We start from the raw sequence: 26,990 nt of genomic DNA, 5'->3' as shown, positions 1-26,990 counted from the left end.
CGGCGAATCCTGACACAGGAATTGAAGGGGGCTGCACCCATGAACACCGTCGTCATCCGCGAGGACGATCTCATTGAAACGATCGCCGACGCGCTCCAGTACATCAGCTATTTCCATCCGATGGATTATATCCGCGCGCTCGCCGCGGCCCATGAGCGCGAGGTCTCGCCCGCCGCGAAGGACGCGATGGCGCAGATCCTCTCGAACAGCCGCATGTGCGCCGAGGGGCATCGCCCGATCTGCCAGGACACGGGCATCGTCACCGTCTTCATCAAATGGGGCATGGACTGCCGCCTCGACAGTCCGCGCAGCCTGCAGCAGGTCGTCGACGAGGGCGTGCGCAAGGCGTACCTCCACCCCGAAAACAAGCTCCGCGCCTCGATCCTCGCCGACCCGGCATTCAGCCGCGTGAACACCAAGGACAACACGCCGTCGGTGCTCAACGTCGAGATGGTCCCCGGCGCCAAGGTCGTGATCGACGTCGCCGCGAAGGGCGGTGGCAGCGAGAACAAGTCGAAGTTCAAGATGATGAACCCGTCGGACTCGATCGTCGACTGGGTGCTCGAAATGGTGCCGCAGATGGGCGCCGGCTGGTGCCCGCCGGGCATGCTCGGCATCGGCATCGGCGGCACCGCCGAAAAGGCGATGCTGCTCGCGAAACAGTCGCTGATGGATCCGATCGACATGACCGAGCTTCTCGCGCGCGGGCCTTCGTCGCCGACCGAGGAACTGCGCATCGAGCTGTATGAAAAGGTCAATGCGCTCGGCATCGGCGCGCAGGGACTCGGCGGCCTCGCGACCGTGCTCGACGTCAAGATCGCCGACTGGCCGACGCACGCCGCGTCGAAGCCCGTCGCGATGATCCCCAACTGCGCCGCGACGCGCCACGCGCATGTGACACTCGACGGCAGCGGCCCGGCGTTCCTCGAACAGCCGGTGCTCGCCGACTATCCGCAGATCGACTGGGCGCCCGACAAGGCAGCGATCCGCGTCGACCTCGACACGCTGACTCCCGAAGTGGTCGCGAGCTGGAAGCAGGGCGACCGCATCCTCCTGAACGGCAAGATGCTCACCGGCCGCGACGCCGCGCACAAGCGCATCGCCGACATGCTGGCGAAGGGCGAAGAACTGCCCGTCGAGTTCAAGGGCCGCGTCATCTATTATGTCGGCCCGGTCGATCCGGTCGGCGAGGAAATCGTCGGCCCCGCCGGCCCGACGACCGCGACGCGCATGGACAAGTTCATGGACATGATGCTCGAACAGGGCCTGCTCGCCTGTGTCGGCAAGGCCGAACGCGGCCCCGCCGCAACACAGGCGATCGCGAAGCACAAGAGCGCCTATCTGATGGCGGTCGGCGGCGCGGCGTACCTAGTCGCGCGCGCGATCAAAGGCAGCAAGGTCGTCGGCTTCGCCGACCTTGGCATGGAGGCGATCTACGAGTTCGAGGTCAAGGACTTCCCCGTCACCGTCGCGGTCGACAGCGAAGGCCAGAACGTCCACGTCAACGCGCCGAAGCTGTGGCAGAAGCGGATCGCGGACGAGGGGTTACTCGAGAAGGCGTGAGGCTTTCTTTGTAAGGCGCTCCGATACAAGGTGACGGCGGTAACAGCCGCAGAATTGATCACTATGGGGCAGATCCTGTCGAAAGGATCTACCCCATGGGCGATAACTCTGAAGCGGCTTTGCTGAAGGCCCGGTCACAACGAAATCGCAAGCATCGTTTCAAAAATTCGCCGTCACCCCGGCGGAGGCCGGGGTCCCGCCTTCTCGACCCGAAACCTCCGAAACGGTGAGATCCCGGCCTCCGCCGGGATGACGATGCCGGGTAGGGTCGCGCAATGCGCCGACCCTGCACCTATATTCTTACGAATCGCAGCAATATGCTCTTCTACATCGGCGTGACGAGCGACATCGCGACGCGCATGACGCAGCATCGCGCTGGAGAAGGCTCTTCACATTGCCGCCGCTATAAGATCTACAAGCTCGTCCATGCCGAGTTTCACGCGACCATGCATGAAGCCATCGCGCGCGAGAAAGCCCTCAAGGAATGGCATCGCGACTGGAAGCGACGGCTGATCACCGAAAGCAATCCGGAGTGGGAGGATTTGTTCGACAAGCTGTTGGCTTGATGCATAACTGGCGAGATCCCGGCCTTCGCCGGGATGACGTTGGAGGGATCACATCATGGCGAAGAGCGAAGACATCGACCTTTACTCGCCGCTCCCGCCCGAAGAGATCGCGCGCAAGCTCAAAGTCATCATGGACGATCCGATGCCGACCGCGACAGCGCGGGTCTTCGGCAACGGCAGCCAGTATGACATGACGCTGCGCTATGCGCGCCGCAATGTGCAGAATCCAATGGCGCCCACCCTCGAAGCCGCGATGGAGCCGCAGGGCGAGGGTACGCGGATCACCGGCACGCTCGGCCAGACACGGTCGGGCCGCCTCTTCCCCTTCGTCTGGCACGGCTTCCTGTCGCTGTTCGTCATCGTCGGGGCCACCGTCGCCTGGTTCGTGCCCGACGCCTTGCTTTTCGGCGCCATCTTTGCCGGCATTCCGCTTTTCATGATGGTCATCGGCGCGGTCTCCTTTCGCGCAGGCGCGGCAAAGGACAATGAGGACCGGCGCGAAATCCTGCGCTTCCTGACCAAGGAACTCGACGCGAGGCCAGCCGCCTAGCGCTGGCTGCGCATACGCTCGACGAACAGCGCGACATCCATCGCCTCGTCGCCGGGCTCGCGCGGCGCATATTCGGCAAAGGCGGCATAGGCCTCGGCCCAGCGCTCCTCCATCCGCACGACATTGTACGGATGGCTGACGAGGTAGAACCCGCCCGCCTCCATTTGCGGCACGATGCGCTCCGCGAAGACATCGGCGTCCATCGCTGGCGCGGCGTGGCGCGTCATGTCGGATTTGACCCAGCCCGGGATGATGACCCCGACCTCGACATTCGCGGGCGCCTCGTTGCGCAGCGTGTCCATCAGGCCGACGACCGCATGCTTGCTCGCCACGTAAATTCCGCCGTTCCGGCGCACCGCATTGAACAGGCCGTTCTCGGACGCGGTCGCGTAGATGGCCGACGGTAGCCCGTCGTCGCGATACCGCCGCCCGAAGGTCCGGACACAGTTCCACACGCCCCAGAAATTGACCTCCATCAGCGCGCGCGCCGCCGCATCGTCGGTGTCGAGGATTTCGCTGCGCACCCCGCCGACACCCGCGTTGGCGATGATGGCATCGGCGCGTCCATGTCGCTCCCACGCAAAATCTGCGAGCACATCCACGGCAGCCGCGTCAGTGACATCGCCGGCAAGCGAACACGCATCGATCCCGAGCACGCCCAGCGCTTTCACCGCCTCGGCCAGCTTGTCCGCGCGCGGCTCGAACAGGATGATCCGCGCGCCCGCGCCGCCGATCCGCTTTGCCAGCGCAAAACCGATCCCCGTCGCCCCGCCGGTGATGACGACGCTCTTGCCCTGAAAGTCCATGACCCCTCTCCTTCCTTGCAAGGCTAGGCGCGCTGCGCCATCAGCGTCAACGCAGCAGGGGATCCCATATGACCTTCACCCTCACCCCCATCGGCCACGTCCGCGGCGGCCGCACCGACGCGATCGACGACGACTGGGGCGCGAGCCGCGCGACGATCGCGCTCGACGCCGCGAACTTCACGCCCGACGCGCTCGCGGGGCTCGCCGATTTCAGCCATGCCGAGGTGATCTTCCTGTTCGACAAGGTGCCCGACGAAAAAATCGAGACCGGCGCGCGCCATCCGCGGAACCGCGCCGACTGGCCGCTCGTCGGCATCTTCGCGCAGCGCGGCAAGAACCGCCCCAACCGCATCGGCCTCACCACCTGCCGCATCGTCGCGGTCGACGGGCTGAGCGTCGAGGTCGAGGGGCTCGATGCGATCGACGGCACGCCGGTACTCGACATCAAGCCGGTGATGGTGGAGTTTCTTCCGCGTGGGGATGTGCGGCAGCCCGACTGGTCGCACGAATTGATGCAGGGATATTGGGTCAAACCGTAACGACAGCGAAAAGGGGTTCAGCATGCGCGACGACGATCAGGCTTTCCAGACGATGTTCGAAAGGCGCGGCCTGCTGCGCGGTGCCGCGATGCTCGGCGCCGGCGCCGCGGTGATGAGCCCGCTTCCCGCGCTCGCCGCGAGCAGCCAGAGCGCCGCGATCCGCAAGGCCGCCGAAGCCGGCAAGGAAGCCTCGATCAAGCGGCTGCGCGACTGGATCGCCCTTCCCTCGATCGCCGCCGAGAACCGCAACATGCCCGAGGGTGCGGCCTATATGGCCGAGCTGGCGAAGGACGCCGGCTTCACCAATGTCGAGATCGTCCCGACCGACGGGCATCCCGGCGTCTTCGGCACGATCGACGTCGGCGCGAAGCGCACACTCGGCATCTATTTCATGTACGACGTGAAGCAGTTCGATCCCGCCGAATGGTCGTCACCGCCGCTCGAAGGCAAGATGGTCGACAAGCCCGGCTTCGGTATGTCGATCGTCGGTCGCGGCGCGGTGAACCAGAAGGGCCCCGAATCGACCTTCCTCGCTGCGCTCCACGCGATCCGCGCCGCCAGGGCGAAGCTGCCGGTGAACATCGTCCTCGTCTGCGAGGGCGAGGAAGAGATCGGCTCGCCGCACTTCCGGCAGGTCGCTACCAAGCCGAACGTCCTTGCCGCGCTCAAGAAGTGCGACGGCATCTTCATTCCCTTCGCCTCGCAGGACAAGACCGGCGCGGTCGACGTCAATCTGGGATCGAAGGGGATCATCGAGCTCGAACTGATCGCAAGCGGTGCGAAATGGGGCCGCGGGCCGAAGGGCGACGTCCACTCCAGCCTGAAGGCGATGATCGACTCGCCCGCGTGGCGGCTGGTGCAGGCGCTCCAGACGCTCGTCACCCCGGACGGCAACACCCCGGCGATCGAGGGCTGGTTCGAAAATGTCCGCCCGCTGACCGACCGCGAAAAGGCGCTGATCCGCGAAGCCGCGAAGGGCGCCGACGAGGCGGCCGACAAGGCGGCGCTCGGCGTCAACGTCTGGATCGACAATCTCAAATATGACGACGCGCTGATCCGCCTCGCGCAGGAGCCGACGGTCAATATCGAGGGCCTGGTCGCGGGCTATACCGGCCCCGGCGGCAAGACGATCCTGCCCGGCAAGGCGGTCGCGAAACTCGACCTCCGCCTCGTCCCCAACCAGACGCGCGCCGAAGCCGAGAAGAAGCTGCGCGCGCATCTCGACAAACATGGCTTCACCGACGTCGAGATGAATGTGTCGGGCGGCTACGACCCGACCGAAGTCGCCGAGGACAGCCGCCTCGTCCGCACCGAGCTTGCGACCTACAAGACGCTGGGCGTCAAGGCGAACATCAACGCGCGCCTCGCGGGAAGCTGGCCCGGCGCGACCTTCACCGCCCCGCCGGTGTCGATCCCCGCCGCGCACTACGGAATCGGCCACGGATCGGGTGCGCATGCACCCAACGAATATTATCTGATCGATTCGACCAATCCGAACGTCGCGGGGATGGTCGACGCGACGATGGGCTTCGTCGAATTCCTCTACACGCTCGCAGCGATCAAGTAGGAGGCAGAAAATGAGCGGGCTCAACGGCGTCGCGCATGTGATCCTGACGGCGGGCGATTTCGCCCGCTCGACGGCGTTCTGGCGCGACGTCATCGCCTATCTCGGGCTCAAGAAAGTGCTCGACAGCGACTATATGCTCTACGGCGTCGGCGGCCGCACCGCGATCGGCATCCGCACGCCCAGCCCCGAAAATGCCGGAAAGCGCTTCGACCAGGGCGCGCCGGGGCTGCATCATGCCTGCTTCCGGATGCGCGACCGCGCGGCGGTCGAGGCGATTCATGATTTCCTGAAGGACCGCGATGATATCCATATCGTCCACGCTCCGCAGGAGGAGCCGTGGGCGCCCGGCTATTATTCGATCCTGTTCGAGGACCCCGACGGCATCCGCATCGAATTCAACCATGTCCCCGGCGCGGGCCTGCTCGTCGACGGCGAAGAGATCGGCGGCGCCGACGCGTTCGACGGCAGCTAGAATCCGTACACGAGGGTGAAGCGCGTCAGCGTGTCGACCTTCTCGATCCCCGGCGGCGGGTTGCTGTCGATCTCGGCCGAATAGGCGACCCGCGCCGACAACGCGCCGGTCAGCTTCGCATTGAGCGCGGTCAGCGAACTCGCCGTGGTATTGCGTTCGCCGACGATGGTCGAGGCGACCTGGGTCAGCCGGACGGTCGGCGACAGCTGCCAGCCGAAGTCGAGGCCGGCGAGCGCATTGATCTCGCTCTCGTTCCGGCCGCTGGTGAAATCGGTCTGCCGCCAGGTCGGCCCGCCCTTGAGGCTGAGCGTCAGGCCCTTGGTGTCGATCACCTTGTAGCCAAGCCCGGCCGACAGGTTCCAGCGCGCGTCATATCCCAGGATGCGGTCCTGTTCCCAGCGGCCCAGCCCATAGGCAAAGCCGCGATCGCTGAATTTATACTGCGGCTCGGCCTCGACCAGAAAGCGCTCGACCGAGGTTCGGCCGTTTGTGCGCTGATAGTCGGCCTGCGCGCGGAACCGGTAATCCCACTCAAGCCCCTTGCGCGTCATCGCCAGCCCCGCGCTCAATCCCTTCGAGCGAGTGTTGCCGGTGGCGAGCGAGGCGCCGATCTGCCCCTCGCCCTTCCAGTTCTGCCAGATTTTCGCCGCCGCCAGCTTCGCGCGCGCCGCTGCGGCCGCTTCGTCCTTGATCCGCTGTTTCTCGGCCCGATAGGCGACCACCCGCGCATCGATCTCGGCCGCCTGCTCGGGATTCGTTTCCTTCGCCAGCTTGGCGACCGCCTCGACATCGCCGTCCTTACCGCTCGCGATGGCGGCGGCGAGCAGTTCGCCGATCGGGTCGGGGGGAAGCGCCACGCGGTACGCGCTCCGATAATAGGCGACCATCGCATTGATTTCGCCGAGGCTGGCGGGGTTGGTCTGTCTTGCCAGCCTGACCACCGCCTCCACATCGGTATCCTCGCCGGTGGCAAAAGCGGCGTCGATCATCGCACGCACGGCATCGGGCAGCGGCGGGTCGGGCGGCACCAGCATCGTGGGGAGCGGACCGGCCAGCACCGGGTCGACGAGCGCGGGATTCGGCTGCAGCGAATCCCCGGGCTCCTGCGCGGCATGAGCCGGGGCCGCCGCCAGCACAAGCAGGCCGAGGGCCGCGAAGCGGGGGAGAGAGGTCATCGAAGGTTCCTTCTTCGGGGGATCGGGTTCGTTCGACCGGCGCAGGCGTGCACGACGCCACATCCGGCGTGTCCATAACCTGAAAGAGGCTGGCATTTCCACCCCGCCTGCCCCATCTGCAAACCTATGCTCATCGCGATCATCGCCATTTTCTGCGCCGGCGTCGGCAATTTCGCCATGCACCGGGCCTTCATGGAAAGCGACGATCCGCTGGTACAGCAGATGGTGAAGCCGCTCGCCGACAGGGTCGGGCCGAACATCACCTATATCTTCGAATTCCTGCTGCTGGTCGGCGCGATGGCGATCGCGACGCGCAACTGGTTCACCGGCCTGCTGCTCTATGGGCTTTATACCATCTTCAATGCGATGGCGTTCAGCTGGGTGATGCACCGGCCGCGCTGAAGTGCCAGGCGGGGCCGTCGATCGGCAGGCCCTGCGCCTGCAACCGGTCGAGAACGCCGTCCTTCTCGGCAAGAATCCGCAGCGGCACGACAGCGAGCGTCACCCCCGGCTGCGCGGTGGCATCGCGGATCGCGCCGACCCATTGCTGGCGCAGTTCGGGGCCGAAGCTGTCGTTTGTCCACGGCCAGCAGCGTCCGAGCGCTTCCTCGAGCGGATTGGCCATGACGGCGGGCACGTCGAAGCGGGTCCAGGCCTCGCCGCGCGCCGTCACTATGTCCGGCCCGGCCTCGGTCGCCGTCATCGCCGCCTCGAGACAGGGAATGTGCGTTTCTGGCGCCGCGGCGAACAGGTTGTCGAGCATGTCTTCGCCGCGCACCTCGCCGACGGGCTGGGTCGGAATCTTCGACTGGCGTGCCGCCTTGCGCACGACATCGGACGCGTCGTCGGCGGTGTCCCTGTTGAACGAAAGCCGCTTCGACAGCAGGTCGAACGCGGTCATCAGGAAGTTCGAGCGTGCATAATCCTGATCGAACCGCGTTTCGAGCGCCTGCAGCCGCTTCATCTGACCGGCATCCAGATAGTCGGAAGCGACGCGTCCCTTCGGCAATTTCACAAGCCCGCCGCCCTTGAAGATTAGGCGCAATATGTCGCCTGGCGACACCTTGGCCTTCGTTCCCAGAATGACCCGCTGCGCGCGATCGGTCGCGCCTTCGAGGCGTTCGGGACGCCACGGTGTCGCCTTGGGCACCCCCGCAATCTCGCCGACCAGGACGACGGTGCCTGCGGCGGTCCGGATCGTCCACATCGGCGCACCCGAACGGCGCGCGGTGACGACGATATCCTCGCCCGCATCGGCCTCGGCCACGGGGTCGGAGGCAATGGCATGCGATGCCGCGGGCGCTCCTGCGGCCAGCAACAGCGCCACCAGCGCCGCCCTTACGCGACCCCGTGGTACCACCACACCCCATCGCGATCCTCGCGCTTCACGCGTCCCTCGACCTCGAGCCGCTTCAGATGCGCGAAGGCCTCGCCGGTCGCCAGATTCTGGTTGTGACCGCCGATCGGGCGGTTGAACAGCAACGGAAAGCTGTCGATCGCGCGCATCGGCTTTTCGGCAATCGCCTCGGCGAGCTTGTAGAGCCGCATGCGATGCTCGTCGCGCAGCGCCATCAGCCGGACATGAAGCCCCCGGAAGGGTTCGCCATGCGCGGGGCAGGTGATCACGTCGCCCGGGATCGTCGCGATCAGCTTGTCGATCGACGCCAGCCATTCGCCGAGCGGATCGGCGTCGGGTTCGGTGATGTTGACCGACACGTTCGAACTGATCCGCGGCAGCACCTGGTCGCCCGAGACGAGGACGCCCTCGCGCTCGTTCCACAGGCACGCATGTTCGGGGCTGTGCCCCGATCCCGTGACGACGCGCCATTGATGTTTGCCGAAGTCGAGCCGTTCGCCGTCACCGATGCGGACATAGGAGCGCGGCAGCGTGAAGATCATGCGCTGGAACATGTTCCAGCCGCGCGCGCGCTGCTCCTCGATCACGGCCTCGTCCCAGCCCGCGGCGCGTGTTTGCGTCAGCACTTCGTCGGGCGCGGTGTCGGAGGAATCGGCGACGATCGCGCGTGCGGTCAGCATCTCGCCGCGCGTCATCCACAGCTTCACGCCCTGCTTCTTCGCGATCCAGCCGGCGAGGCCGATATGATCGGGATGCAGGTGGGTGCCGAAAACGCGCGTGATCCGCGTGCCGTTCAGCGCGCCGGCATAAAGCGCCTTCCACGCATCCGAACAGATCGTCAGGCAGATGCCGGTGTCGACGATCGCGACGCCGTCATGGTCGTCGAGCAGCCAGCTGTTGATGTGGCCGAGCGAGCCCGGCATCGGCAGCCGCGCCCAGCTGATCCCGTCGGCGATGCGGATCGTCTCGCCCGCACCCGGCGCGGCCTCGCCCCACGGATAGACGAGCCCGGCGTGGCTGGTCGCGGTAAAGCTGTCGTCCTGGGTCAGCGAGGCGTCCGGCGAGCCGCTGGCCGCCGGAATATTATCCTCGTCGCTCGCTCCGGCCCCGGACATCGGCTTACGTCAGGCTTCGCCGTCGGCCTGTGCCTCTTCGGCCGCGCGTGCTTCGGCGGCGGCGGTGCGTTCGGCGCGCAGCTCTTCGAGCAGCGCTTCGCGATCGCCTTCGAGGCGGCTGTCCTCGGGCGCCTTGATGCCGGCCTTCTTCGCCGCCTTGGCGACGAGCGCGTCGAGTTCGCGCTGCGAGCAGAGGCCGAGCGTGACCGGATCCTTCGGCACGATGTTCGCGCTGTTCCAGTGGCTGCGGTCGCGGATCGCGCCGATCGTGTTGCGGGTGGTACCGATCAGCTTGCCGATCGCGCCGTCCGACACTTCGGGATGGTTCTTCAGTATCCAGGCGATGCCGTCGGGCTTGTCCTGGCGCTTGCTGACTGGGGTATAGCGCGGGCCGCGGGTGCGGCGGATCGTGTCCTGCGCCTGCTTGGTCATCTTGAGCTTGTAGTTCGGGTCGGCCTGACCCTTTTCGATCTCTTCCATCGACAGTTCATGCGCGCGGACCGGATCGCGGCCGGTATATTTGGTCGCGGCAGTCTCGTCGGCGATCGCCTGGACCTCGAGGATGTGGATGCCGCAATATTCGGCGATCTGAATGAAGGTGAGGCCGGTGTTGTCGACCAGCCAGGCGGCGGTCGCGTGCGGCATCAACGGGGTGGCATCGGCATTGGCCATGACTGCTCTCCAAAAGCGCAAATAATAAGGGCCGCCCCTCGCGGGGCGGCCGGACATTGGCGGCGGATATATGCCGGATTGACGAAAGGGGCAAGTGCGGGGATTCGCGGCCCGATATTCAGCGACGCGTACGCCAGCTTTCGTCGGGCCGTTCGGGTGCGGGAACGGCAAGCATGAGCAGACGCCGGAAGATCGCCGACAATTCGGCGCCCTCGCGCTGGCCATGGTTGAGACCCCGCGTAACCTGCCATCCCGCGGCCTGGACCCGCAGGTCCAGTCCCGTGCCGTCCGTCACCACACTGATACCTTCACCGTCATTCCCCGGCGTGAAGGTGCCGGGCGGCGGCGTGACATGCGGGACGATGGACCGGGCGACCGTCTCGTAATCGGCGGCGGTCAGCGGCACTTCCCAGCGGGTTTCGACATCATAGATATTGCAGTCATAGCGGCCGAGCAGACGCACGACCGACAGCGTGGCCGGCTGGCCATGCGTACGCTGGAAAAGGCGGATCACCCACGCACGCTGCGGAAACTCCAGCGATGGCACCGCCGCAAAGGTGACGACATTGCTGAACTGGCTGACCTCGGGCAGGTCGGCCGATTCGATCGCGGGCGGCATCCGCTGCGGTTTCGTCGGACACGGCCGCTTGGCCGCGTGCAACGGAGCCGCAAGACCGACAGCGATGAGGAAGACCAGGAAAAGTCGCAGCATCTTGAATCCATCCCCTTGATATCCCGAGATAGAATCCAAAAGCGCGAGCCCGTCAACCGGCCATCGCCACGAACCCCGGCTCGGCCTCGAGCCGCGCGATCCAGCGCTGCACCGCGGGCGTATCGCCCAGCGAAAACAGTCCGCTGTCTTCGGCGACATGCGTATAGGCATAAAGCGCGATGTCGGCGATCGACAGGTCGGGCCCCGCGAACCAGTCGTGCCGCGCCAGATGCTCGTCCATCAATGCCAGCGCGGCCTTGCCCGCTTCCTGCTTCGCCGGGACGAGCGCGCGCTGGAGATCGGTGAAACTCGCCTCGCCGATCCACCGCATCCAGAAGCGCAGCGTCGCGATGTTCGGTTCATGATTATATTGTTCGAAGAACATCCAGCGCAGCATGTCGGCGCGGTCGAAGCGGTCGTGCGGAACAAGGTGCGTGCCGTCGGCGAGCCAGAAACAGGCAGCGTTGCTTTCGGGCAGGAAGCGGTCGCCGATCTGCAGCACCGGGATACGCCCGTTGGCATTGACGTTGGTCAGGAAGTCCGCCGTCCGCGTCTCCCCCTTCATGATGTCATATTCGCGCCGCTCGATCGGCATTTCGAGAAACGCCGCCGTCAGCCGGATCTTGTAGCAGTTTCCGCTCGCGGCATATTCGTGAAGGATCGGCCAGTCGCTCATTGCGCCCCCCGGGATCTGGTGAATCGCCGCCGTCCCCCGACGCGCCGGCCGCGTTTCTATGCTGCGATCCCTGAAGCGTCGCAAGCGGTCATGCCAGGAATTGTTCGCCTATCTGGCCAGCAGGCCCCTGACGACGCCGAGTACCGAGGTCGCCGCGACAACAATCGCGACCCCGGCGAAAAGCGCGATCGCGCCCCAAGGATAGAATCCGAACGGATCATGCGCCGGGCGATCCAGCCAGATCAGCGAGAGGAGAAGGAGCGGCGCAAGGCAAAGCGTGGCCCAGACCACATGCCGCCGCGCGATCACCGCGACGACACAGCACAGGGCCCAGGCAAGGAACAGCAGCATCGGCAAAGATTATCGCGCGTGACAGCGCCTTGCAATCGCAAGCATCGCCGCGGGTTCAATCCACGGTCAGCACGATCTTCCCGACATGCGCCCCCGCCTGCATCCGCGCATGCGCGGCGCTGGCTTCGGCGAGCGGGAAGCTCTGGTCCATCGCGGGCTTCCAGCCGCCTTCGGACAGACGCGGCCAGAGCGTACGGTGGATCTCGTCGGCGAGCAGCGCCTTGAACTCGCTGCTGCGCGCACGCAGCGTCGAGCCGGTCATCGTCAGGCGGCGGCGCATCAGCTGCGATATGTCGATCTCGACCTTCGCGCCGCGCTGGAACGCGATGGTGACGTGGCGGCCATCCTCGGCCAGACATTCGAGGTTGCGCGGCACATAGTCGCCGCCGACCATGTCGAGCACGACCTCGACCCCCTTGCCGCCGGTGAAGGCCTTCACCGCCTCGACATAATCCTCGGACGAATAGTCGACGGCAAGGTCGGCGCCGAGCGCGCGCGCCGCGTCGCATTTGTCGGCGCTGCCGCAGGTGACGATCGTCCGGATGCCGAACAGCTTGCACAGCCCGATCGCGGTGGTGCCGATCCCGCTGGTGCCACCGTGGATCAGCGCGGTCTCGCCCTCGCGGACATAGGCACGCTCGAACAGATTGTGCCACACGGTGAAGACGGTCTCGGGCAGCGCTGCGGCCTCAGCCATCGAAAAGCCCGCGGGAACCGGCAGGCAGCTGCCGACCGGCGCGACGCAATATTCGGCATAGCCGCCGCCCGCGATCAGCGCGCAGACCGACTGACCCAGAAGCTCGGGATCGCCCCCCGGCCCAACCGCGACGACGGTGCCCGAAACCTCGAGCCCCGGCAGGTCCGACGCGCCCGGCGGCGGCGGATAAAAGCCCATGCGCTGGAGGACGTCGGGGCGGTTCACCCCCGCCGCGGCGACGCGGATCAGTGCCTCCCCCGGCCCCGGCTGCGGCACCGGCCGCGCCTCGGGCACCAGCACTTCGGGTCCGCCCGGTTCGCGGATCGCGATGGCGGTCATGGTCGCTGGCAGGCTAGTCACTGATATTCCCCCACATTCATTCGGGCGTCCCCACAACGCCCATGCCCCGCCTTATTGACAGAGGTGCGACACGGGTCAACAGTCGCGCGCCTTCGATCAGGGCTCGCGAGAGAGGATGTGCCATGGACGATGACGACCTTCCCCGCCGCCGCGACGATATACTTGCGGCGCTGATCAAGCAGCCGCTCGACCCGCTGTCGGTCGACGAACTCGACGACCGCGTCGCAGTCCTCGAAGGCGAGATCGAACGCGTGAAGGCGCACAAGGCCGCCGCGGGCAGCTTCAAGGCGAGCGCCGAGGCGCTGTTCCGCAAGGGGTGACGACTAACGACCTATTGCGGGCGTTGATTTCACGCTTTGTTATTCCGGAGGCTCAAAATCTTGGCAGGGCCAGCATGACGACGGGCGGAAAGCTTCCGCCCGCTATCGTCAAATAATAGCGCCCCGAGGAGCCTTGCTCCTTTGTGATGACATCGACCTCTTGATTCTGAAACCACACCCAGAAACGGTGAGTGCCGGCATTGATCCAGTCAACGATCTGATCGGTGAGGAACAAGCTCTCGCCCACCTTTACCGCAGCAATATGATGCGTCCGGCCATTCCCGGCACCTTCGCGGACGGCTATAATCTCATAACTGGCCATATCTTGAAGTCCGATCCTGTTTCGCGTCACATCTAGTATCTGACTGGAACGATGCGGATCCGATCAATGGCGCCAGGGGACGCACGCGACCGGGCGATGGCCGCGGCGCGAAGTTCATCGAGAGCGATTGCTTCATAGCCGTTTTCATCGGGCTGCATGGGAAGGTCGGTTTCGACGACGAGAATGATCTTTCGCGCAAGGCCGTCGATTTCCCACTCGAACCAGCAGCGCACGATATGGCTCGCACCTTCGCGATCATCCTCCATGGGGCGCATCCTGAACTAGGGATCGTGCGCGGAGTTCTCGCTCCACGCTTGCATAGCCAGCCTCGCTTTGCGTCGCGACGACGATGGGACGCCCGCTCAGAATTGCGTCTTCGGTGTTGAGAAAGTCGATTGCTGCGTCCCGCCCGCCGAGCAGCTGGAACGCCAGCGCGCTGATCGCGCCTTGCCTCTGCGCATCCTCCGGCGCAAGCGGCGTGACCTTGCGATTTCGCCGAAACGGGTTTGTGCGCGCGCTCGTCAGGGCGATGCGGGGCTTCTCGTGCTCAGGCGTCATTGGCCTGCTCTCCTTCTGCTCCGCTTCCGGAGCTCTGGCGCCGGAGCGCGGCACGCGCGTCGTCGATGTTCGAATACCGGAATGGCCCCACCCGGAACTGTTCCACATATGTGTGGACAATGCCTTCGTCCGATATCGATCTGAACGGCTGGAGATGCACGGCATCGCCTTGATGCAAATCGGGCAAGTCAGGCAACTTGGCCGCTAGCGCAGCCAGCTTGTCCTCGTCGAGGCCAAGCGCGCGATAGATGTCGCGTCCGATAACCCAGATATCCTCTTGGATCTCCGCAAGCCGACCGACGATGTCGTCAAGGCCCAATGACGCCCTTTCCTCCACGGTCATGGCAAGCGCCTCGTTGACAAGTAATTCGGCGATCAGCGTGTCGCCAAGGAAAACCGGATAGCCTGAGGCAGGCTCGGAAACTGGCGGATCGGCCGTTGGGCCACCATGTCCGGGCGCCACAAGCGCAGCAAAGCCGTCCGCAAGGCCCCGGCGCTCGCGATACTCGTTGATCCGCTTCGCATAATAGCGCGGCAAGTCGAAGTTCGGGAGTAAATGGCCATCGCGCCGCGCCTGGCTCACTGCCATGAGCGCCATCTGATGATGATAAAGAAGTTGATTGAGATCCATGTCAGCCTCCCTTTTTGCGGGAGCGCTATCGTCTCTCAGGCATCGGCATGCAGAACAAAGCCGACGATAGAACATAGATGGGGGTTGCAGCACCTTCTTTCAAGATGATGTGCCGGCTCGCCGGTTACCCGACCTGTCGGATGACCGCTTTCTACCCCAAAGCAGACTCCACGCTCGCAGAATCTCAACCTCTCATTAATCATAAAACAACGGTGTCATCGTAATTTCACACACGCCTCCGCTTTTCCCTTGCGGTGGGGCGGCGGCATCGCCACGTTATGTTCCTAAGGGGGCCGCCATCTCCCCGGCCTGGTCCCCGCAAGGAGATGAATGACCATGCCGTCTTTTTCGGAAAGCCTCGAAAAGACCCTCCATAACGCTCTGAAGGCCGCTTCGGAGCGCCACCACGAATATGCGACGCTCGAGCATCTGCTCTATGCGCTGATCGACGACGATCATGCCGCCGAAGTGATGCGCGCCTGCGGCGTCGCGCTCGACGATCTGCAATCGGCGGTCGTCCATTATCTCGACACCGAACTCGACAGCCTGAAGGTCGAGGGACACAGCGACCCGTCGCCGACGAGCGGATTCCAGCGCGTCGTCCAGCGTGCGATCCTGCATGTCCAGTCGTCGGGCAAGGACGAGGTGACGGGCGCCAACGTCCTCGTCGCGCTTTTCTCCGAACGCGAAAGCTATGCCGTCTATTTCCTGCAGCAGCAGGATCTGACGCGCCTCGACGCGGTCTCCTACCTCAGCCACGGCGTCGGCAAGGGCGGCAAACCCTCGCCCTCCGCCGAGCCCGAGGAAAAGGAAGAGACGAAGGACAAGAGCGAGGGCAAGTCCAAGAAAGAAACCGCGCTCGACCAGTTCACCGTCAACCTCAACGAAAAGGCGAAGGGCGGCAAGGTCGACCCGCTGATCGGCCGCAGCGCCGAGGTCGACCGCACGATCCAGATTCTCTGCCGCCGCAGCAAGAACAACCCGCTCTATGTCGGCGATCCCGGCGTCGGCAAGACCGCGATCGCCGAAGGCCTCGCGCGCAAGATCATCGAGGGCGACGTGCCCGAGGTGCTGCTGCCCGCGGTCATCTATTCACTCGACATGGGCGCGCTGCTCGCGGGCACGCGCTATCGCGGCGATTTCGAGGAACGGCTGAAGCAGGTCGTCTCCGAACTCGAGGGCCTGCCGCACGCGATCCTGTTCATCGACGAGATCCATACGGTGATCGGCGCCGGCGCGACGAGCGGCGGCGCGATGGACGCGTCGAACCTCCTGAAGCCCGCGCTGTCGGGCGGCGTCATCCGCTGCATCGGTTCGACGACGTACAAGGAGTTCCGCAACCACTTCGAAAAGGATCGCGCCCTGCTGCGCCGGTTCCAGAAGATCGACGTGATCGAGCCGAGCATCGAGGATACGAAAAAGATCCTCGCAGGCCTCCGCGAAGCGTTCGAGAGCCACCACAACGTCAAATACACCGCCGACGCGATCAACGCCGCGGTCGAGCTGTCGTCGCGCTACATCAACGACCGCAAGCTGCCCGACAAGGCGATCGACGTGATCGACGAGGTCGGCGCGATGCAGATGCTCGTCCCGCCGTCGAAGCGCCGCAAGACGATCACCGCGAAGGAGATCGAGGCGGTGATCGCGACGATGGCGCGCATTCCGCCCAAGTCGGTGTCGAGCGACGACAAGAAGGTTCTCGAAACGCTCGAGACCGACCTGAAGCGCGTCGTCTTCGGCCAGAACACCGCGATCGAGGTGCTGTCGTCGGCGATCAAGCTCTCCCGCGCGGGCTTGCGCGATCCCGAGAAGCCGATCGGTAACTATCTCTTCTCGGGCCCGACCGGCGTCGGCAAGACCGAGGTCGCGAAGCAGCTCGCGTCGATCATGGGCATTCCGCTCCAGCGCTTCGACATGTCCGAATATATGGAACGCCATTCGGTCAGCCGCCTGATCGGCGCGCCTCCGGGCTATGTCGGTTACGATCAGGGCGGCCTGCTCACCGATGCGATCGACCAGAACCCGCATTGCGTGCTGCTGCTCGACGAGATCGAGAAGGCGCATCCCGACCTGTTCAACATCCTGCTGCAGGTGATGGACAACGGCCGCCTGACCGACCACCACGGCAAGACCGTCGACTTCCGCAATGTCATCCTGATCATGACGACCAATGCGGGCGCCAGCGACATGGCGCGCGAGTCCATCGGCTTTGGCAACTCGACGCGCGAGGATGTGCAGGAAGAAGCGGTGAAACGCATGTTCACCCCCGAATTCCGCAACCGCCTCGATGCGATCGTGCCGTTCGGCTATCTGCCGCCCGAGGTCGTGGCGCGCGTCGTCGACAAGTTCATCCTGCAGCTCGAGCTGCAGCTTGCCGACCGCAACGTCCACATCCAGCTCGACGACGGCGCCCGCGAATGGCTCACGTCGAAGGGTTATGACAAGCTCTATGGCGCACGTCCGATGGGCCGCCTGATCCAGGAAAAGATCAAGCAGCCGCTCGCCGAGGAACTGCTCTTCGGCAAGCTGGTCCATGGCGGCGAGGTCAAGGTGAAGATGAAGGAAGGCGAGGACGCCAAGGTCGGCAACCCGCTCACCTTCGAAATCACCCCCGCCGCGCCCAAGGCGGCCAAGGGCAAGGCGAAGGCCAAGCCCGAAAAGGCGGCAGAATAAGGCCGGATAAAGGTGACGGGGCGGCCATGGTGCCGCCCCTCGCTTTTTGAGGCATCAGCGACTATATCGTCCCCATGTACGACTATGTCTCCGTAACCGCCGACGAAGCGTCGGCACCCGCCCGCGTCCGCGACGGTACGATCAAGCTGCACGACGCGGCGGGCTTTGCCGGGATGCGCAAGGCGGGCCGGCTGTCGGCCGAAATCCTCGACGCGCTCGTCCCCTTCGTCCAGCCGGGCGTGACCACGGCGGAGATCGACGATCTCGTGCGCACGATGATGCTCGACGGCGGCGGCATCCCCGCGACGCTCGGCTATCGCGGTTTCACGCACAGCTGCTGCACCAGCATCAATCATGTCGTCTGCCACGGCATTCCCGACGACAAGCCGGTGCGCGAGGGCGATATCGTCAATATCGACGTCACGACGATCATCGACGGCTGGCACGGCGACACCAGCCGCATGTATCTGGTCGGCGACGTGCCGATCAAGGCGAAGCGGCTTGTCGAGGTCACCTATGAATGCCTGATGCTCGGCATCGAGCAGGCGAAGCCCGGCAACCGCATGGGTGATGTCGCGCACGCGATCCAGAGCCATGCCGAACGTCACCGCTATTCGGTCGTCCGCGACTTCTGCGGCCACGGCCTCGGCCAGATGTTCCACGACGCGCCCGAAGTCGTCCACGCCGGCCGTCCCGGCACCGGCCCCGAACTCCGCCCCGGCATGTTCTTCACGATCGAGCCGATGATCAACACCGGCAAATATGCGGTGAAGATGCTGCCCGACGGATGGACCGCGGTAACGCGCGACCGCTCGCTCTCGGCCCAGTTCGAACACAGCATCGGGATCACCGAGACCGGCTGCGAGATTTTCACCGCCAGCCCCAAGGGCCTGAACGCGCCGCCCTGGCAGTAAGGGCGGCCACCCCCTCTCCGACCCCCCATTTTCCCGCTTGCGCCTCCGGCGCTTCGGGCGCAGTCTTGACGTTAACGTCAACGATAGGCGTGGGAGAGGGATATGGCGAAACGGGTCTTTTCGGCCGTACTGCTGGGCAGCGCGGTTCTGGCACTGGCGGCGTGTAACGCATCGAAGAACGACAGCATCTCGGGCGCATCGCTCGACGACGCCGAAAAGGCCAGCGAGGCCTTGCTCAAGACCGGCGGCAACGGCGATAACTGGGCCGGCATCGGCTACAGCTACGACGAACAGCGTTTCAGCCCGCTCACCGACATCAACGACAAGAATGTCGGCGAACTCGGCATCGCCTGGTTCGCCGATCTGGAGGACGCGCGCGGGCAGGAAGCGACCCCGGTGGTCGTCGACGGCACCCTCTATGTCAGCCACGCCTGGTCGAAGGTTGACGCGTGGGACGCCGCGACCGGCAAGAAGCTGTGGTCCTTCGACCCCAAGGTTCCCGGCGAACGCGCGGTCAGCGCGTGCTGCGACGTCGTCAACCGCGGCGTCGCCGTCTGGGGCGACAAGCTGTTCGTCGGAACGCTCGATGGCCGCCTGATCGCGCTCGACAGGAAGAGCGGCAAGGAGCTGTGGTCGACGCAGACCTTCGACACCTCGAAACCCTATACGATCACCGGCGCCCCGCGCGTCGTGAAGGACATGGTGCTGATCGGCAACGGCGGCGCCGAATTCGGCGTGCGCGGTTACGTCACCGCCTATGACGCCGACACCGGCAAGGAGCGCTGGCGCTTCTACACCGCCCCGAACCCGAACAAGGAAAAGGACGGCGCGGTCAGCGACGATATCTTCGCGTCAAAGGGCAATGCGACCTGGTCCGACAAGGGCGAGTGGAAGGTTTCGGGCGGTGGCGGCACCGTGTGGGACGCGATCGTCTATGACAAGGATCTCGACCAGATCTATCTCGGCGTCGGCAACGGCAATCCGTGGAATCATGGCGAGCGCTCGAACGGCGAGGGCGACAACTGGTTCCTCTCGTCGGTCGTCGCGCTCGATGCCACGACCGGCAAGTATAAGTGGCACTATCAGGAAACGCCGGGCGAGACGTGGGACTATACCGCGACCCAGCCGATCATCCTTGCCGAGCAGGCGGTAAACGGCAAACCGACCAAGGTGCTGTACCACGCGCCGAAGAACGGCTTCTTCTTCACGATCGACCGCACGAACGGCAAGCTGATCGATGCCAAGCCGTTCGTCGACGGGATCAACTGGGCGACCGGATACGACATGGCGACCGGCCGGCCGATCGAGAAGCCCGAGGCGCGCTTCTACAAGACCGGCAAGCCCTTCATCGCGATTCCGGGCGCGCTCGGCGCGCACAACTGGCATCCGATGAGCTTCAATCCGAAGACCGGCCTCGTCTATATCCCCGCGCAGCAGATCCCGCAGGGCTATCTCCAGGACATGGACGAGCTCGACAAGCGCAAGGTGCTGGGCTTCAACGTCGGCACCTCGCTCAACAAGACGATGCTCCCCGACGACAAGGCGGCGTTCAAGGCGGCAATCGCCGCGACGACCGGGCGGCTCGTGGCCTTCGATCCACGCACCGGCAAGGTCGCGTGGGGCGTCGACTATCCGGCGGCATGGAACGGCGGGACGATGACCACCGCGGGCAATCTTGTCTTCCAGGGGACGAGCACCGGCCGCTTCCGCGCCTATACCGCCGACACCGGCAAGCAATTGCTCGATCTCGACATGCAGTCGGGGATCGTCAGCGCGCCCTCGACCTTCCGCGTCGGCGGCGTCCAGTACATCGCCTTCCAGACCGGCAAGGGCGGCGCCTTCCCGCTCGTCGCGGGGGTCGCGGGCGGCGTGACGCGCAAGCTCCCCAACCTGCCGCGGCTCGTGGTGCTCAAGATCGGCGGCACGGCCAAGCTGCCCGCTCTCGCTGCCGCGACCCCGCTCGCATGGAACCCGCCGCCGCAGTTCGGCACGCCGGCACAGATCGCGACGGGGAAGGCGCATTTCGGGCGCTATTGCATCGTCTGTCACGGCGACAGCGCGATCGGCAACGGCTTCACCCCCGACCTGCGCGTTTCGGGAGCCCTTGCCAACGCCGACGCCTGGAAGTCGGTGATTCTGGACGGCGCGCTGAAGGACCGCGGGATGGTCAGCTTCTCCAGCGTCCTGACCCCCGCCGACGTCGAGGCGATTCGCGCCTATGTCATCGACCGGTCGAACTGGACCAAGGCGAATCTTGCCGACACGGCGGCGCCCGTCGGGCGCTGACCGGAGCGATTGCCTATTTTTTGAACACCGAATCCGCGGCGTTGCACACAGGTTGGGCAACGCCGCAACCTCCTGTCACAAATCTTGCCGAAAGCTTGCGATTCGCCAATTGGCACGGCTTTTGATTGGTGCAAGATGATGGGGCCTCAGCGACTCAAGGAGGAGCAAACCGGACCAGGCGGGCCCTGATCCGGCTTTGGCTGCAGGCACGAGAGACAGACCCAGTGGGGGACAAGACGCGTGAAGAAGATTGAGGCGATCATCAAGCCGTTCAAGCTCGACGAGGTGAAGGAAGCGCTGCACGAAGTCGGCGTCAGCGGCATCACCGTGACCGAGGCCAAGGGCTTCGGCCGGCAGAAGGGCCACACCGAACTTTATCGCGGCGCCGAATATGTCGTCGACTTCCTGCCGAAGGTGAAGCTGGAAGTGATCGTCGAGGACAGCCTCGCCGAACGCGTCGTCGAGGCGATTGCCGCGGCCGCGCAGACCGGCCGCATCGGCGACGGCAAGATTTTCGTGATCCCGGTCGAGACCGCGCTGCGCATCCGCACCGGCGAACGCAACGAGGACGCGCTGTAAGAGGCCCGACGCTCTCCAATCCTGTTCAACCAGACCCCGGCGCCAGCCGGACATCATCGCAAGAAGGAAGTATCTACCATGGCTACGAAGCCCAAGGATATCATCGCGCGGATCAAGGAAAACGACATCGAGTGGGTCGACCTGCGCTTCACCGACCCCAAGGGCAAGTGGCAGCATCTGACGATGTGCGCCGGCGTGATCGACGAGGACGCGCTCGAAGACGGCCTGATGTTCGACGGTTCGTCGATCGAGGGCTGGAAGGCGATCAACGAGTCCGACATGATCCTGATGCCCGACCTCGACGCGGTGTATGACGACCCCTTCTCGGCGACCCCGATGCTCGTGATCTTCTGCGACATCGTCGAACCCTCGACCGGCGAAGGCTATGCCCGCGACCCGCGCACCACCGCGAAGCGCGCCGAGGCCTATGTCGCATCGACCGGCGTCGGTGACACCGTCTATGTCGGCCCCGAAGCCGAATTCTTCATGTTCGACGACGTCCGTTTCGAGACGGGCTACAACAAGTCGGGCTTCGAGATCGACGACATCGAGCTGCCGACCAACACCGGCCGCGCTTACGAAGGCGGCAACCTTGCCCACCGTCCGCGCGCCAAGGGCGGCTACTTCCCCGTCGCGCCGGTCGACAGCGCCGTCGACATCCGCGCCGAGATGGTCTCGACGATGCTCGAAATGGGCCTGCCCTGCGACAAGCATCACCATGAAGTCGCCGCCGCACAGCACGAACTCGGCCTGACCTTCGGCACGCTCACCGAAACCGCCGACCGCATGCAGATCTACAAGTACGTCGTGCACCAGGTCGCGCATGCCTATGGCAAGACCGCGACCTTCATGCCGAAGCCGATCCGTCAGGACAATGGTTCGGGCATGCACACGCACATCTCGATCTGGGAAAAGGGCAAGCCGCTCTTCGCGGGCAACGGCTATGCCGGCCTTTCGGACATGTGCCTCTATTTCATCGGCGGCGTCATCAAGCACGCCAAGGCGCTGAACGCCTTCACCAACCCGACGACGAACAGCTACAAGCGCCTCGTCCCGGGCTTCGAAGCGCCGGTGCTGCTCGCTTACTCGTCGCGCAACCGTTCGGCCTCGTGCCGCATCCCCTACGGCGCGGGCGCCAAGGCGAAGCGCGTCGAATTCCGCTTCCCCGACGCGATGGCGAACCCCTATCTCTGCTATTCGGCGCTGCTGATGGCGGGGCTCGACGGCATCCAGAACAAGATCCACCCCGGCGACGCGATGGACAAGAATCTGTACGACCTGCCGCCCGAGGAACTGGCCGAAGTCCCGACCGTCTGCGGCTCGCTTCGCGAAGCGCTTGACTCTTTGCTCGCGGACCATGATTTTCTGCTCAAGGGCGACGTCTTTTCGAAGGATCAGATCGAGGCCTATGTCGAGCTCAAGTGGGCCGAAGTTTACAACTTCGAGCAGACGCCCAGCCCGGTCGAGTTCGACATGTACTACAGCGCCTGATCACTGGCAGGCGCTACAAGGGGGGGCGTCCGGTCTGGGGGGATCGGACGCCTTTTCAATATCTGGCGGTTACAAGGCCTAGCGGCTCATCATCCCGCGCCGGCCGATCGCGACGAACGACCCCGCGAGCATCATCGCCGACAGCGTCGTCACGACGTCGATCGGCGTCAGCGCGAAGCCGAAGCCCAGAAAGTCGGCTGCTCCCCAGAGCGTCAGCAGCACCCAGCTGAGGCAGAAAGCCCAGAAGCAGCCCTCGAGCCCCAGCTGGCGATTGAGTTCGTCATAGCGGTCGCGCCACGCCCAGCTCGCGACGATCCCGCCCGCGACCGCGACCGCCAGCGCCGCCATCGCGACCCCTGCAGGAACCGGACCGGCATCGAAACCCGGCGCCCGTGCGACCGCGAGCAGCAGCAGAACGAGGCCCAGCGTGCCCATCGTGATGACCGAGGTCATCATGCCCGCCCGTTCCTCGCGAAGTTCCTCGACATCGCCGACGTTCAGCAATCGCGCGCCGGCGCGCGGGGCCGCGAGGCCGAAGCCGACGAGCGCCGCCATCATCGCATAGACCAGACCGACCGTCGCCAGTGCGACACGCGACGGCCCCATCGCATCGAGCAGCGCCGATCCCGCTATCCCGAGCGCCCCGGCCGCGATCACCGCCCCGAAGGCGCCGCCCGCGAGCAGCTTGAGGATCGTTCTTTTCCATTTCGGGGCGGCATCCTGCGTCATCGCGTTCATCCTTCGTCCTCCGGCAGCCAATGGTCGATAAACAGCTCGCGAACCTCGAGGCCGAACAGCCGTGCCATACGCAACGCGAGCGGCAGGCTGGGATCATATTTGTCGGTCTCGACCGCATTGATCGTCTGGCGCGACACGCCGAGCCGGCGAGCGAGTTCGCCCTGACTCCACCCCGCCCGCTCGCGGCAATCACGCACCCGGTTTTCCAAACGACCATCCTTTCGCCTGTCAAACACTCTTTACACTCATCCATGCGGTCTGTCAAGAACTCTTGACACACAGCCCGGCGGCGACGGAGGTTAAGAAACCCGATTAACGGTGGTCCGCTTTGCCTGTTGCGACCCCGGACCGCGGATGGCACATTGCCGGTCGAGGGGGCGCGTGTAGCGAAAGGCTGATCGGCCATGCGGTTGCGTGTCTCCCCTGCTCCTCTCCTGATCCTGCTACTGGCGTCCTGTGGTGGCGGAGGGGGTGGCGGCGGAGGTGGCAATCCGCCGCCCGCCAACAATTCGCCGCCCAGCTTCACTTCGGCGCAGACCGCGAGCATCGCCGAAAACATAACCGCGGCCTATCAGGCAACGGCGAGCGATCCCGACGGGGGCACGCTGACCTTCACGATCGACGGCGGCGCCGACGCGGCGCTCTTCTCGATCACCGCAGCGGGGGCGCTTCGCTTCAACGCCGCGCCCGACTACGACCTGCCCGGCGATGCCAATGGCGACAATGTCTATGCGGTGACCCTCCGCGTCAGCGACGGCAGCGCCAGCGCGACCCAGCCGGTCAACATCACCGTCACCAACAGCCGCGAGGGCATTTCTGTCGTTCGCGTCGGAACGGGTTTCAGCCAGCCGCTCTATGTCGCGCCGATCCCCGGCAGCACCAATGTCTATGTCGTCGAGAAGGGCGGCGACGTCTATCGCTTCGACCCCGCGAACGGCAGCCGGACGCGCGTGCTCGACATCACCGACATTTCGACGAGCGGCGAGCGCGGGCTGCTCGGCCTAGCTGCCTATCCCGATCACGCAACGTCGCAGCGGCTGCTCGCGGTGGCGACCGCCGCCGACGGGACGGTGCAGGTCCGCCGCTACACGCTCGGCCAGCCGAACAGCTCGACGGTGTACGACACGGTGCTCGGCGTGCCGCATCCCGGCGCCGACAACCACAACGGCGGCTGGATCGGCTTCGGCCCCGACGGGCTCGTCTATGTCGGCATCGGCGACGGCGGCGGGGGCGGCGACCCGAACAACAACGCCCAGAACACCAATCTGCGGCTCGGCAAGATCCTGCGCTTTACCGTGGGCGCGAACGGCAGCAGCTATGCCCCCGCGCCGGGCAATCCCTTCCTCGGCGGCGGCGGCGATCCCTATGTCTACGCCACTGGCCTCCGCAATCCGTTCCGCGCGTCGTTCAACGGCTCTACGCTCGTCATCGGCGATGTCGGGCAGGGCGCGGTCGAGGAGGTCGACCTGCTCACCACGACGCAGCCCGGCGCCAATTTCGGCTGGCGCTTCAAGGAAGGAACGCAGACCTATTCGGGCACGCCGCCTGGCGGCCTCATCGACCCCGTCGTCGAATATGGCCATGGCAGCGGCCCGCGGCAGGGCAATTCGATCACCGGCGGCTATGTCTATCGCGGCCCGGTGACCTCACTCGCCGGGCAATATGTCTTTGCCGACTTCGTCTCGGGCAATATCTGGTCGATCCCCTTTTCCAGCTTCGCGGCGGGCCAGACGCTGCCGTCGTCGCGCCTCGCGCGGCGCAACGAGGATTTTACGCCCGACGCCGGCACATTGAGTTCGATCGCCTCGTTCGGCGAGGACAGCGCGGGCAATCTGTTCATCGTCAGCATCGGCGGCGACATCTTCATGGTGCGCCCCGGCTGACCGCTTGCGGCAACGCGTCGGCCGCGCCACAAGGGGATGTCCAGAGGAGTCCCCCATGAAATCATTGCCTTTCGCCGCTCTCGTCGCCCTGCAGCTCGCGCTCGCGCCCACCGCGCACGCCAAACTCACCGCGGCCGAGACGAAGATGGCGAAGACCGTCGAGGCCGAGAAGGACCGCAGCCTCGCGCTGCTCGAGAAGCTCGTGAACCAGAACAGCGGTTCGCAGAATCTGGAGGGCGTCGAAAAGGTCGGCGCGATGATGCGCGCCGAACTCGAACCGCTCGGCTTCAAGGTCGAGTGGAAGGACATGCGCGACACCGGCCGCGCCGGCCATCTGATCGCGACGCATGTCGGCAAGCAGGGCGGCAAGCGCCTGCTCCTCATTGCGCATCTCGACACCGTGTTCGAACCCGACTCGCCGTTCCAGACATTCGTCCGCAAGGGCGACATGGGTGAAGGCCCCGGTGCGGGCGACGACAAGGGCGGGATGGTCGTCGTCGTCGCGGCGCTGCGCGCGATGCAGGCGGCGGGCACGCTGAAGGACGCGAACATCGAATTCCACATGACCGGCGACGAGGAGGACTCGGGCACCCCGATCGAAAAAGCGCGCGCCGACCTGATCGCGGCGGGCAAGCGCGCCGACGTCGCGCTCGATTTCGAGGGACTCGTCCGCGACAACGGCGCCGACATGGGATCGGTCGCGCGGCGCTCGTCCGATAGCTGGACCGTCACCGCAACGGGCAAGAGCGCGCACAGCTCGGGCATTTTCAGCGCAGCGGCGGGCGACGGCGCCATCTATGAACTGACGCGCATCATCCACCGCTTCCGCACCGAACTGCCCGAACCGAACCTGACCTTCAACGTCGGGCTGATCGCCGGCGGGCAGCAGGCCGACCTCGACGCCGGCGGCATTCGCGCCACCGTCAGCGGCAAGACGAACATCATCGCCGGCACCGCAGTCGCCCGCGGAGATCTGCGTGCGCTGTCGCCCGAACAGATCGAGCGGGTGAAGGCAAAGATGGCCGCGATCGTCGCCGAGCATGCGCCCGGCACCGATGCGAAGATCAGCTTCGACCCCGGCGGCTATCCGCCGATGGCGCCGACCGACGGCAACCGCGCGCTGCTGGTGAAGCTCAACGGCGTGAACCGCGACCTCGGCCTCGCCGAAATGGCGCCGCTCGATCCGCTCAAGCGCGGCGCGGGCGACATCAGCTTCGTCGCCGCCGACGTCGACGGGCTCGCCGGACTCGGGCCGTACAGCACCGGCGACCATGCGCCCGGCGAGGCGGTCGACATCCCGAGCATCAGCCGGCAGGCAACCCGCGCTGCCATCCTGATGTCACGCCTTTCTGCTGAAAAGCGCTGACCCGCCAGTTTTCGCAGTTGGCCGTGCTTGATTCATCGGGCACAGTGATTA

Annotated in this window: 30 protein-coding genes; 15 read left to right on the top strand and 15 right to left on the bottom strand. The window is 65.3% G+C overall.

Features of this window, described 5'->3' with window-relative positions; translation table 11 throughout:
- Positions 1 to 39: 39 nt before the first annotated feature.
- The 3 genes from L7H23_RS13580 (at position 40) to L7H23_RS13570 (ending at position 2,679) form a co-directional block, all read left to right on the top strand.
- Positions 40 to 1,563 carry a FumA C-terminus/TtdB family hydratase beta subunit gene (locus L7H23_RS13580; RefSeq protein ID WP_237836401.1) on the top strand — a complete coding sequence of 508 codons (1,524 nt, stop codon included), beginning with the start codon at positions 40 to 42 and terminating at the stop codon, positions 1,561 to 1,563.
- 275 nt (positions 1,564 to 1,838) lie between these two features.
- The gene (locus L7H23_RS13575) at positions 1,839 to 2,129 is read left to right on the top strand and encodes a GIY-YIG nuclease family protein (protein WP_275671201.1); all 291 of its coding nucleotides are present in this window, start codon (positions 1,839 to 1,841) and stop codon (positions 2,127 to 2,129) included.
- Between the two features lie 55 nt (positions 2,130 to 2,184).
- Entirely contained in the window at positions 2,185 to 2,679 is a 495-nt protein-coding gene (locus tag L7H23_RS13570; protein ID WP_237836399.1) for a hypothetical protein, read from the top strand.
- Here the strand turns inward: L7H23_RS13570 and L7H23_RS13565 are convergent.
- Positions 2,676 to 3,485: an SDR family NAD(P)-dependent oxidoreductase gene (locus L7H23_RS13565; protein WP_237836398.1), complete on the bottom strand. Its 810-nt coding sequence runs from the start codon at positions 3,483 to 3,485 to the stop codon at positions 2,676 to 2,678. The genes L7H23_RS13570 and L7H23_RS13565 overlap by 4 nt on opposite strands.
- A 68-nt stretch (positions 3,486 to 3,553) precedes the next feature.
- Here L7H23_RS13565 and L7H23_RS13560 point away from each other — a divergent pair, with 68 nt between their 5' ends.
- From L7H23_RS13560 to L7H23_RS13550, 3 genes are read left to right on the top strand one after another with little or no spacing between them, the layout of a single operon-like run.
- On the top strand, positions 3,554 to 4,024 hold the full coding sequence (locus L7H23_RS13560) for an SAM-dependent methyltransferase (protein WP_237836397.1): 471 nt from the start codon (positions 3,554 to 3,556) through the stop codon (positions 4,022 to 4,024).
- 22 nt (positions 4,025 to 4,046) lie between these two features.
- Entirely contained in the window at positions 4,047 to 5,591 is a 1,545-nt protein-coding gene (locus L7H23_RS13555; RefSeq protein ID WP_237836396.1) for a M20/M25/M40 family metallo-hydrolase, read from the top strand.
- A 10-nt stretch (positions 5,592 to 5,601) separates the two neighbouring features.
- Positions 5,602 to 6,063: a VOC family protein gene (locus L7H23_RS13550; protein WP_237836395.1), complete on the top strand. Its 462-nt coding sequence runs from the start codon at positions 5,602 to 5,604 to the stop codon at positions 6,061 to 6,063.
- Here the strand turns inward: L7H23_RS13550 and L7H23_RS13545 are convergent.
- The gene (locus L7H23_RS13545; RefSeq protein WP_237836394.1) at positions 6,060 to 7,238 is read right to left on the bottom strand and encodes a DUF481 domain-containing protein; all 1,179 of its coding nucleotides are present in this window, start codon (positions 7,236 to 7,238) and stop codon (positions 6,060 to 6,062) included. The two genes, L7H23_RS13550 and L7H23_RS13545, sit on opposite strands and share 4 nt — an antisense overlap.
- A 126-nt stretch (positions 7,239 to 7,364) precedes the next feature.
- Here L7H23_RS13545 and L7H23_RS13540 point away from each other — a divergent pair, with 126 nt between their 5' ends.
- The gene (locus L7H23_RS13540; RefSeq protein WP_237836393.1) at positions 7,365 to 7,640 is read left to right on the top strand and encodes a hypothetical protein; all 276 of its coding nucleotides are present in this window, start codon (positions 7,365 to 7,367) and stop codon (positions 7,638 to 7,640) included.
- Here L7H23_RS13540 and L7H23_RS13535 read toward each other — a convergent pair.
- The 7 genes from L7H23_RS13535 to L7H23_RS13505 form a co-directional block, all read right to left on the bottom strand.
- Complete coding sequence (locus L7H23_RS13535; RefSeq protein WP_237836392.1) at positions 7,612 to 8,565, bottom strand: TraB/GumN family protein; 954 nt, start codon at positions 8,563 to 8,565, stop codon at positions 7,612 to 7,614. The two genes, L7H23_RS13540 and L7H23_RS13535, sit on opposite strands and share 29 nt — an antisense overlap.
- Before the next feature lie 11 nt (positions 8,566 to 8,576).
- Complete coding sequence (locus L7H23_RS13530; RefSeq protein WP_237836391.1) at positions 8,577 to 9,710, bottom strand: MBL fold metallo-hydrolase; 1,134 nt, start codon at positions 9,708 to 9,710, stop codon at positions 8,577 to 8,579.
- Between the two features lie 9 nt (positions 9,711 to 9,719).
- Entirely contained in the window at positions 9,720 to 10,355 is a 636-nt protein-coding gene (locus L7H23_RS13525) for a DUF1013 domain-containing protein (protein WP_237839253.1), read from the bottom strand.
- 145 nt (positions 10,356 to 10,500) lie between these two features.
- The gene (locus L7H23_RS13520) at positions 10,501 to 11,094 is read right to left on the bottom strand and encodes a hypothetical protein (RefSeq protein ID WP_237836390.1); all 594 of its coding nucleotides are present in this window, start codon (positions 11,092 to 11,094) and stop codon (positions 10,501 to 10,503) included.
- A 52-nt stretch (positions 11,095 to 11,146) separates the two neighbouring features.
- The gene (locus L7H23_RS13515; protein ID WP_237836389.1) at positions 11,147 to 11,770 is read right to left on the bottom strand and encodes a glutathione S-transferase family protein; all 624 of its coding nucleotides are present in this window, start codon (positions 11,768 to 11,770) and stop codon (positions 11,147 to 11,149) included.
- 108 nt (positions 11,771 to 11,878) lie between these two features.
- Complete coding sequence (locus L7H23_RS13510; protein WP_237836388.1) at positions 11,879 to 12,121, bottom strand: hypothetical protein; 243 nt, start codon at positions 12,119 to 12,121, stop codon at positions 11,879 to 11,881.
- A 55-nt stretch (positions 12,122 to 12,176) separates the two neighbouring features.
- Entirely contained in the window at positions 12,177 to 13,157 is a 981-nt protein-coding gene (locus L7H23_RS13505) for an NAD(P)H-quinone oxidoreductase (protein WP_237836387.1), read from the bottom strand.
- Between the two features lie 143 nt (positions 13,158 to 13,300).
- Between L7H23_RS13505 and L7H23_RS13500 the strand changes: the two genes are divergently transcribed.
- On the top strand, positions 13,301 to 13,498 hold the full coding sequence (locus tag L7H23_RS13500) for a DUF1192 domain-containing protein (protein ID WP_237836386.1): 198 nt from the start codon (positions 13,301 to 13,303) through the stop codon (positions 13,496 to 13,498).
- 52 nt (positions 13,499 to 13,550) lie between these two features.
- Here the strand turns inward: L7H23_RS13500 and L7H23_RS13495 are convergent, their stop codons facing one another.
- The 4 genes from L7H23_RS13495 to L7H23_RS13480 are packed head-to-tail and all read right to left on the bottom strand — an operon-like array spanning position 13,551 to position 15,009.
- Positions 13,551 to 13,820, bottom strand: coding sequence for a hypothetical protein (locus L7H23_RS13495; protein WP_237836385.1), 270 nt, complete (start codon positions 13,818 to 13,820; stop codon positions 13,551 to 13,553).
- A gap of 32 nt (positions 13,821 to 13,852) precedes the next feature.
- On the bottom strand, positions 13,853 to 14,086 hold the full coding sequence (locus tag L7H23_RS13490) for a hypothetical protein (RefSeq protein ID WP_237836384.1): 234 nt from the start codon (positions 14,084 to 14,086) through the stop codon (positions 13,853 to 13,855).
- The gene (locus L7H23_RS13485; protein WP_237836383.1) at positions 14,076 to 14,378 is read right to left on the bottom strand and encodes a hypothetical protein; all 303 of its coding nucleotides are present in this window, start codon (positions 14,376 to 14,378) and stop codon (positions 14,076 to 14,078) included. The genes L7H23_RS13490 and L7H23_RS13485 overlap by 11 nt, the downstream gene beginning before the upstream one ends.
- Entirely contained in the window at positions 14,368 to 15,009 is a 642-nt protein-coding gene (locus L7H23_RS13480) for a hypothetical protein (protein WP_237836382.1), read from the bottom strand. Before L7H23_RS13480 ends, L7H23_RS13485 begins: the two co-directional genes overlap by 11 nt.
- Before the next feature lie 336 nt (positions 15,010 to 15,345).
- On the opposite strand from L7H23_RS13480, the gene clpA reads away from it, so the two are divergent.
- From clpA to glnA, 5 genes are all read left to right on the top strand, one after another.
- Positions 15,346 to 17,682, top strand: a complete 2,337-nt coding sequence (gene clpA / locus L7H23_RS13475) for an ATP-dependent Clp protease ATP-binding subunit ClpA (protein WP_237836381.1) — start codon at positions 15,346 to 15,348, stop codon at positions 17,680 to 17,682.
- Positions 17,683 to 17,756: 74 nt separating this feature from the next.
- Positions 17,757 to 18,596, top strand: coding sequence for a type I methionyl aminopeptidase (map, locus tag L7H23_RS13470; RefSeq protein ID WP_237836380.1), 840 nt, complete (start codon positions 17,757 to 17,759; stop codon positions 18,594 to 18,596).
- Between the two features lie 102 nt (positions 18,597 to 18,698).
- Complete coding sequence (locus L7H23_RS13465) at positions 18,699 to 20,882, top strand: PQQ-dependent dehydrogenase, methanol/ethanol family (RefSeq protein ID WP_237836379.1); 2,184 nt, start codon at positions 18,699 to 18,701, stop codon at positions 20,880 to 20,882.
- 240 nt (positions 20,883 to 21,122) lie between these two features.
- Positions 21,123 to 21,461 carry a P-II family nitrogen regulator gene (locus tag L7H23_RS13460; RefSeq protein WP_237836378.1) on the top strand — a complete coding sequence of 113 codons (339 nt, stop codon included), beginning with the start codon at positions 21,123 to 21,125 and terminating at the stop codon, positions 21,459 to 21,461.
- Between the two features lie 78 nt (positions 21,462 to 21,539).
- A complete protein-coding gene (gene glnA, locus L7H23_RS13455) occupies positions 21,540 to 22,952 on the top strand; it encodes a type I glutamate--ammonia ligase (protein WP_237836377.1) in 1,413 nt (470 codons plus the stop codon).
- A gap of 78 nt (positions 22,953 to 23,030) precedes the next feature.
- Here the strand turns inward: glnA and L7H23_RS13450 are convergent, their stop codons facing one another.
- Both L7H23_RS13450 and L7H23_RS13445 read right to left on the bottom strand, forming a co-directional pair.
- Complete coding sequence (locus L7H23_RS13450; protein WP_237836376.1) at positions 23,031 to 23,681, bottom strand: hypothetical protein; 651 nt, start codon at positions 23,679 to 23,681, stop codon at positions 23,031 to 23,033.
- A 5-nt stretch (positions 23,682 to 23,686) separates the two neighbouring features.
- A complete protein-coding gene (locus L7H23_RS13445) occupies positions 23,687 to 23,899 on the bottom strand; it encodes a helix-turn-helix transcriptional regulator (RefSeq protein WP_237836375.1) in 213 nt (70 codons plus the stop codon).
- 195 nt (positions 23,900 to 24,094) lie between these two features.
- On the opposite strand from L7H23_RS13445, the gene L7H23_RS13440 reads away from it, so the two are divergent.
- On the top strand, positions 24,095 to 25,573 hold the full coding sequence (locus L7H23_RS13440; protein WP_237836374.1) for a PQQ-dependent sugar dehydrogenase: 1,479 nt from the start codon (positions 24,095 to 24,097) through the stop codon (positions 25,571 to 25,573).
- A 55-nt stretch (positions 25,574 to 25,628) separates the two neighbouring features.
- Complete coding sequence (locus L7H23_RS13435) at positions 25,629 to 26,939, top strand: M20/M25/M40 family metallo-hydrolase (protein WP_237836373.1); 1,311 nt, start codon at positions 25,629 to 25,631, stop codon at positions 26,937 to 26,939.
- Positions 26,940 to 26,990: the final 51 nt, after the last annotated feature.

It is taken from the genome of Sphingopyxis sp. BSN-002, from assembly GCF_022024275.1.
Classification (GTDB): Bacteria; Pseudomonadota; Alphaproteobacteria; order Sphingomonadales; family Sphingomonadaceae; genus Sphingopyxis.
Note: the sequence above shows the minus strand (reverse complement) of the source record. Positions and strands in the feature narration are given on the sequence as shown.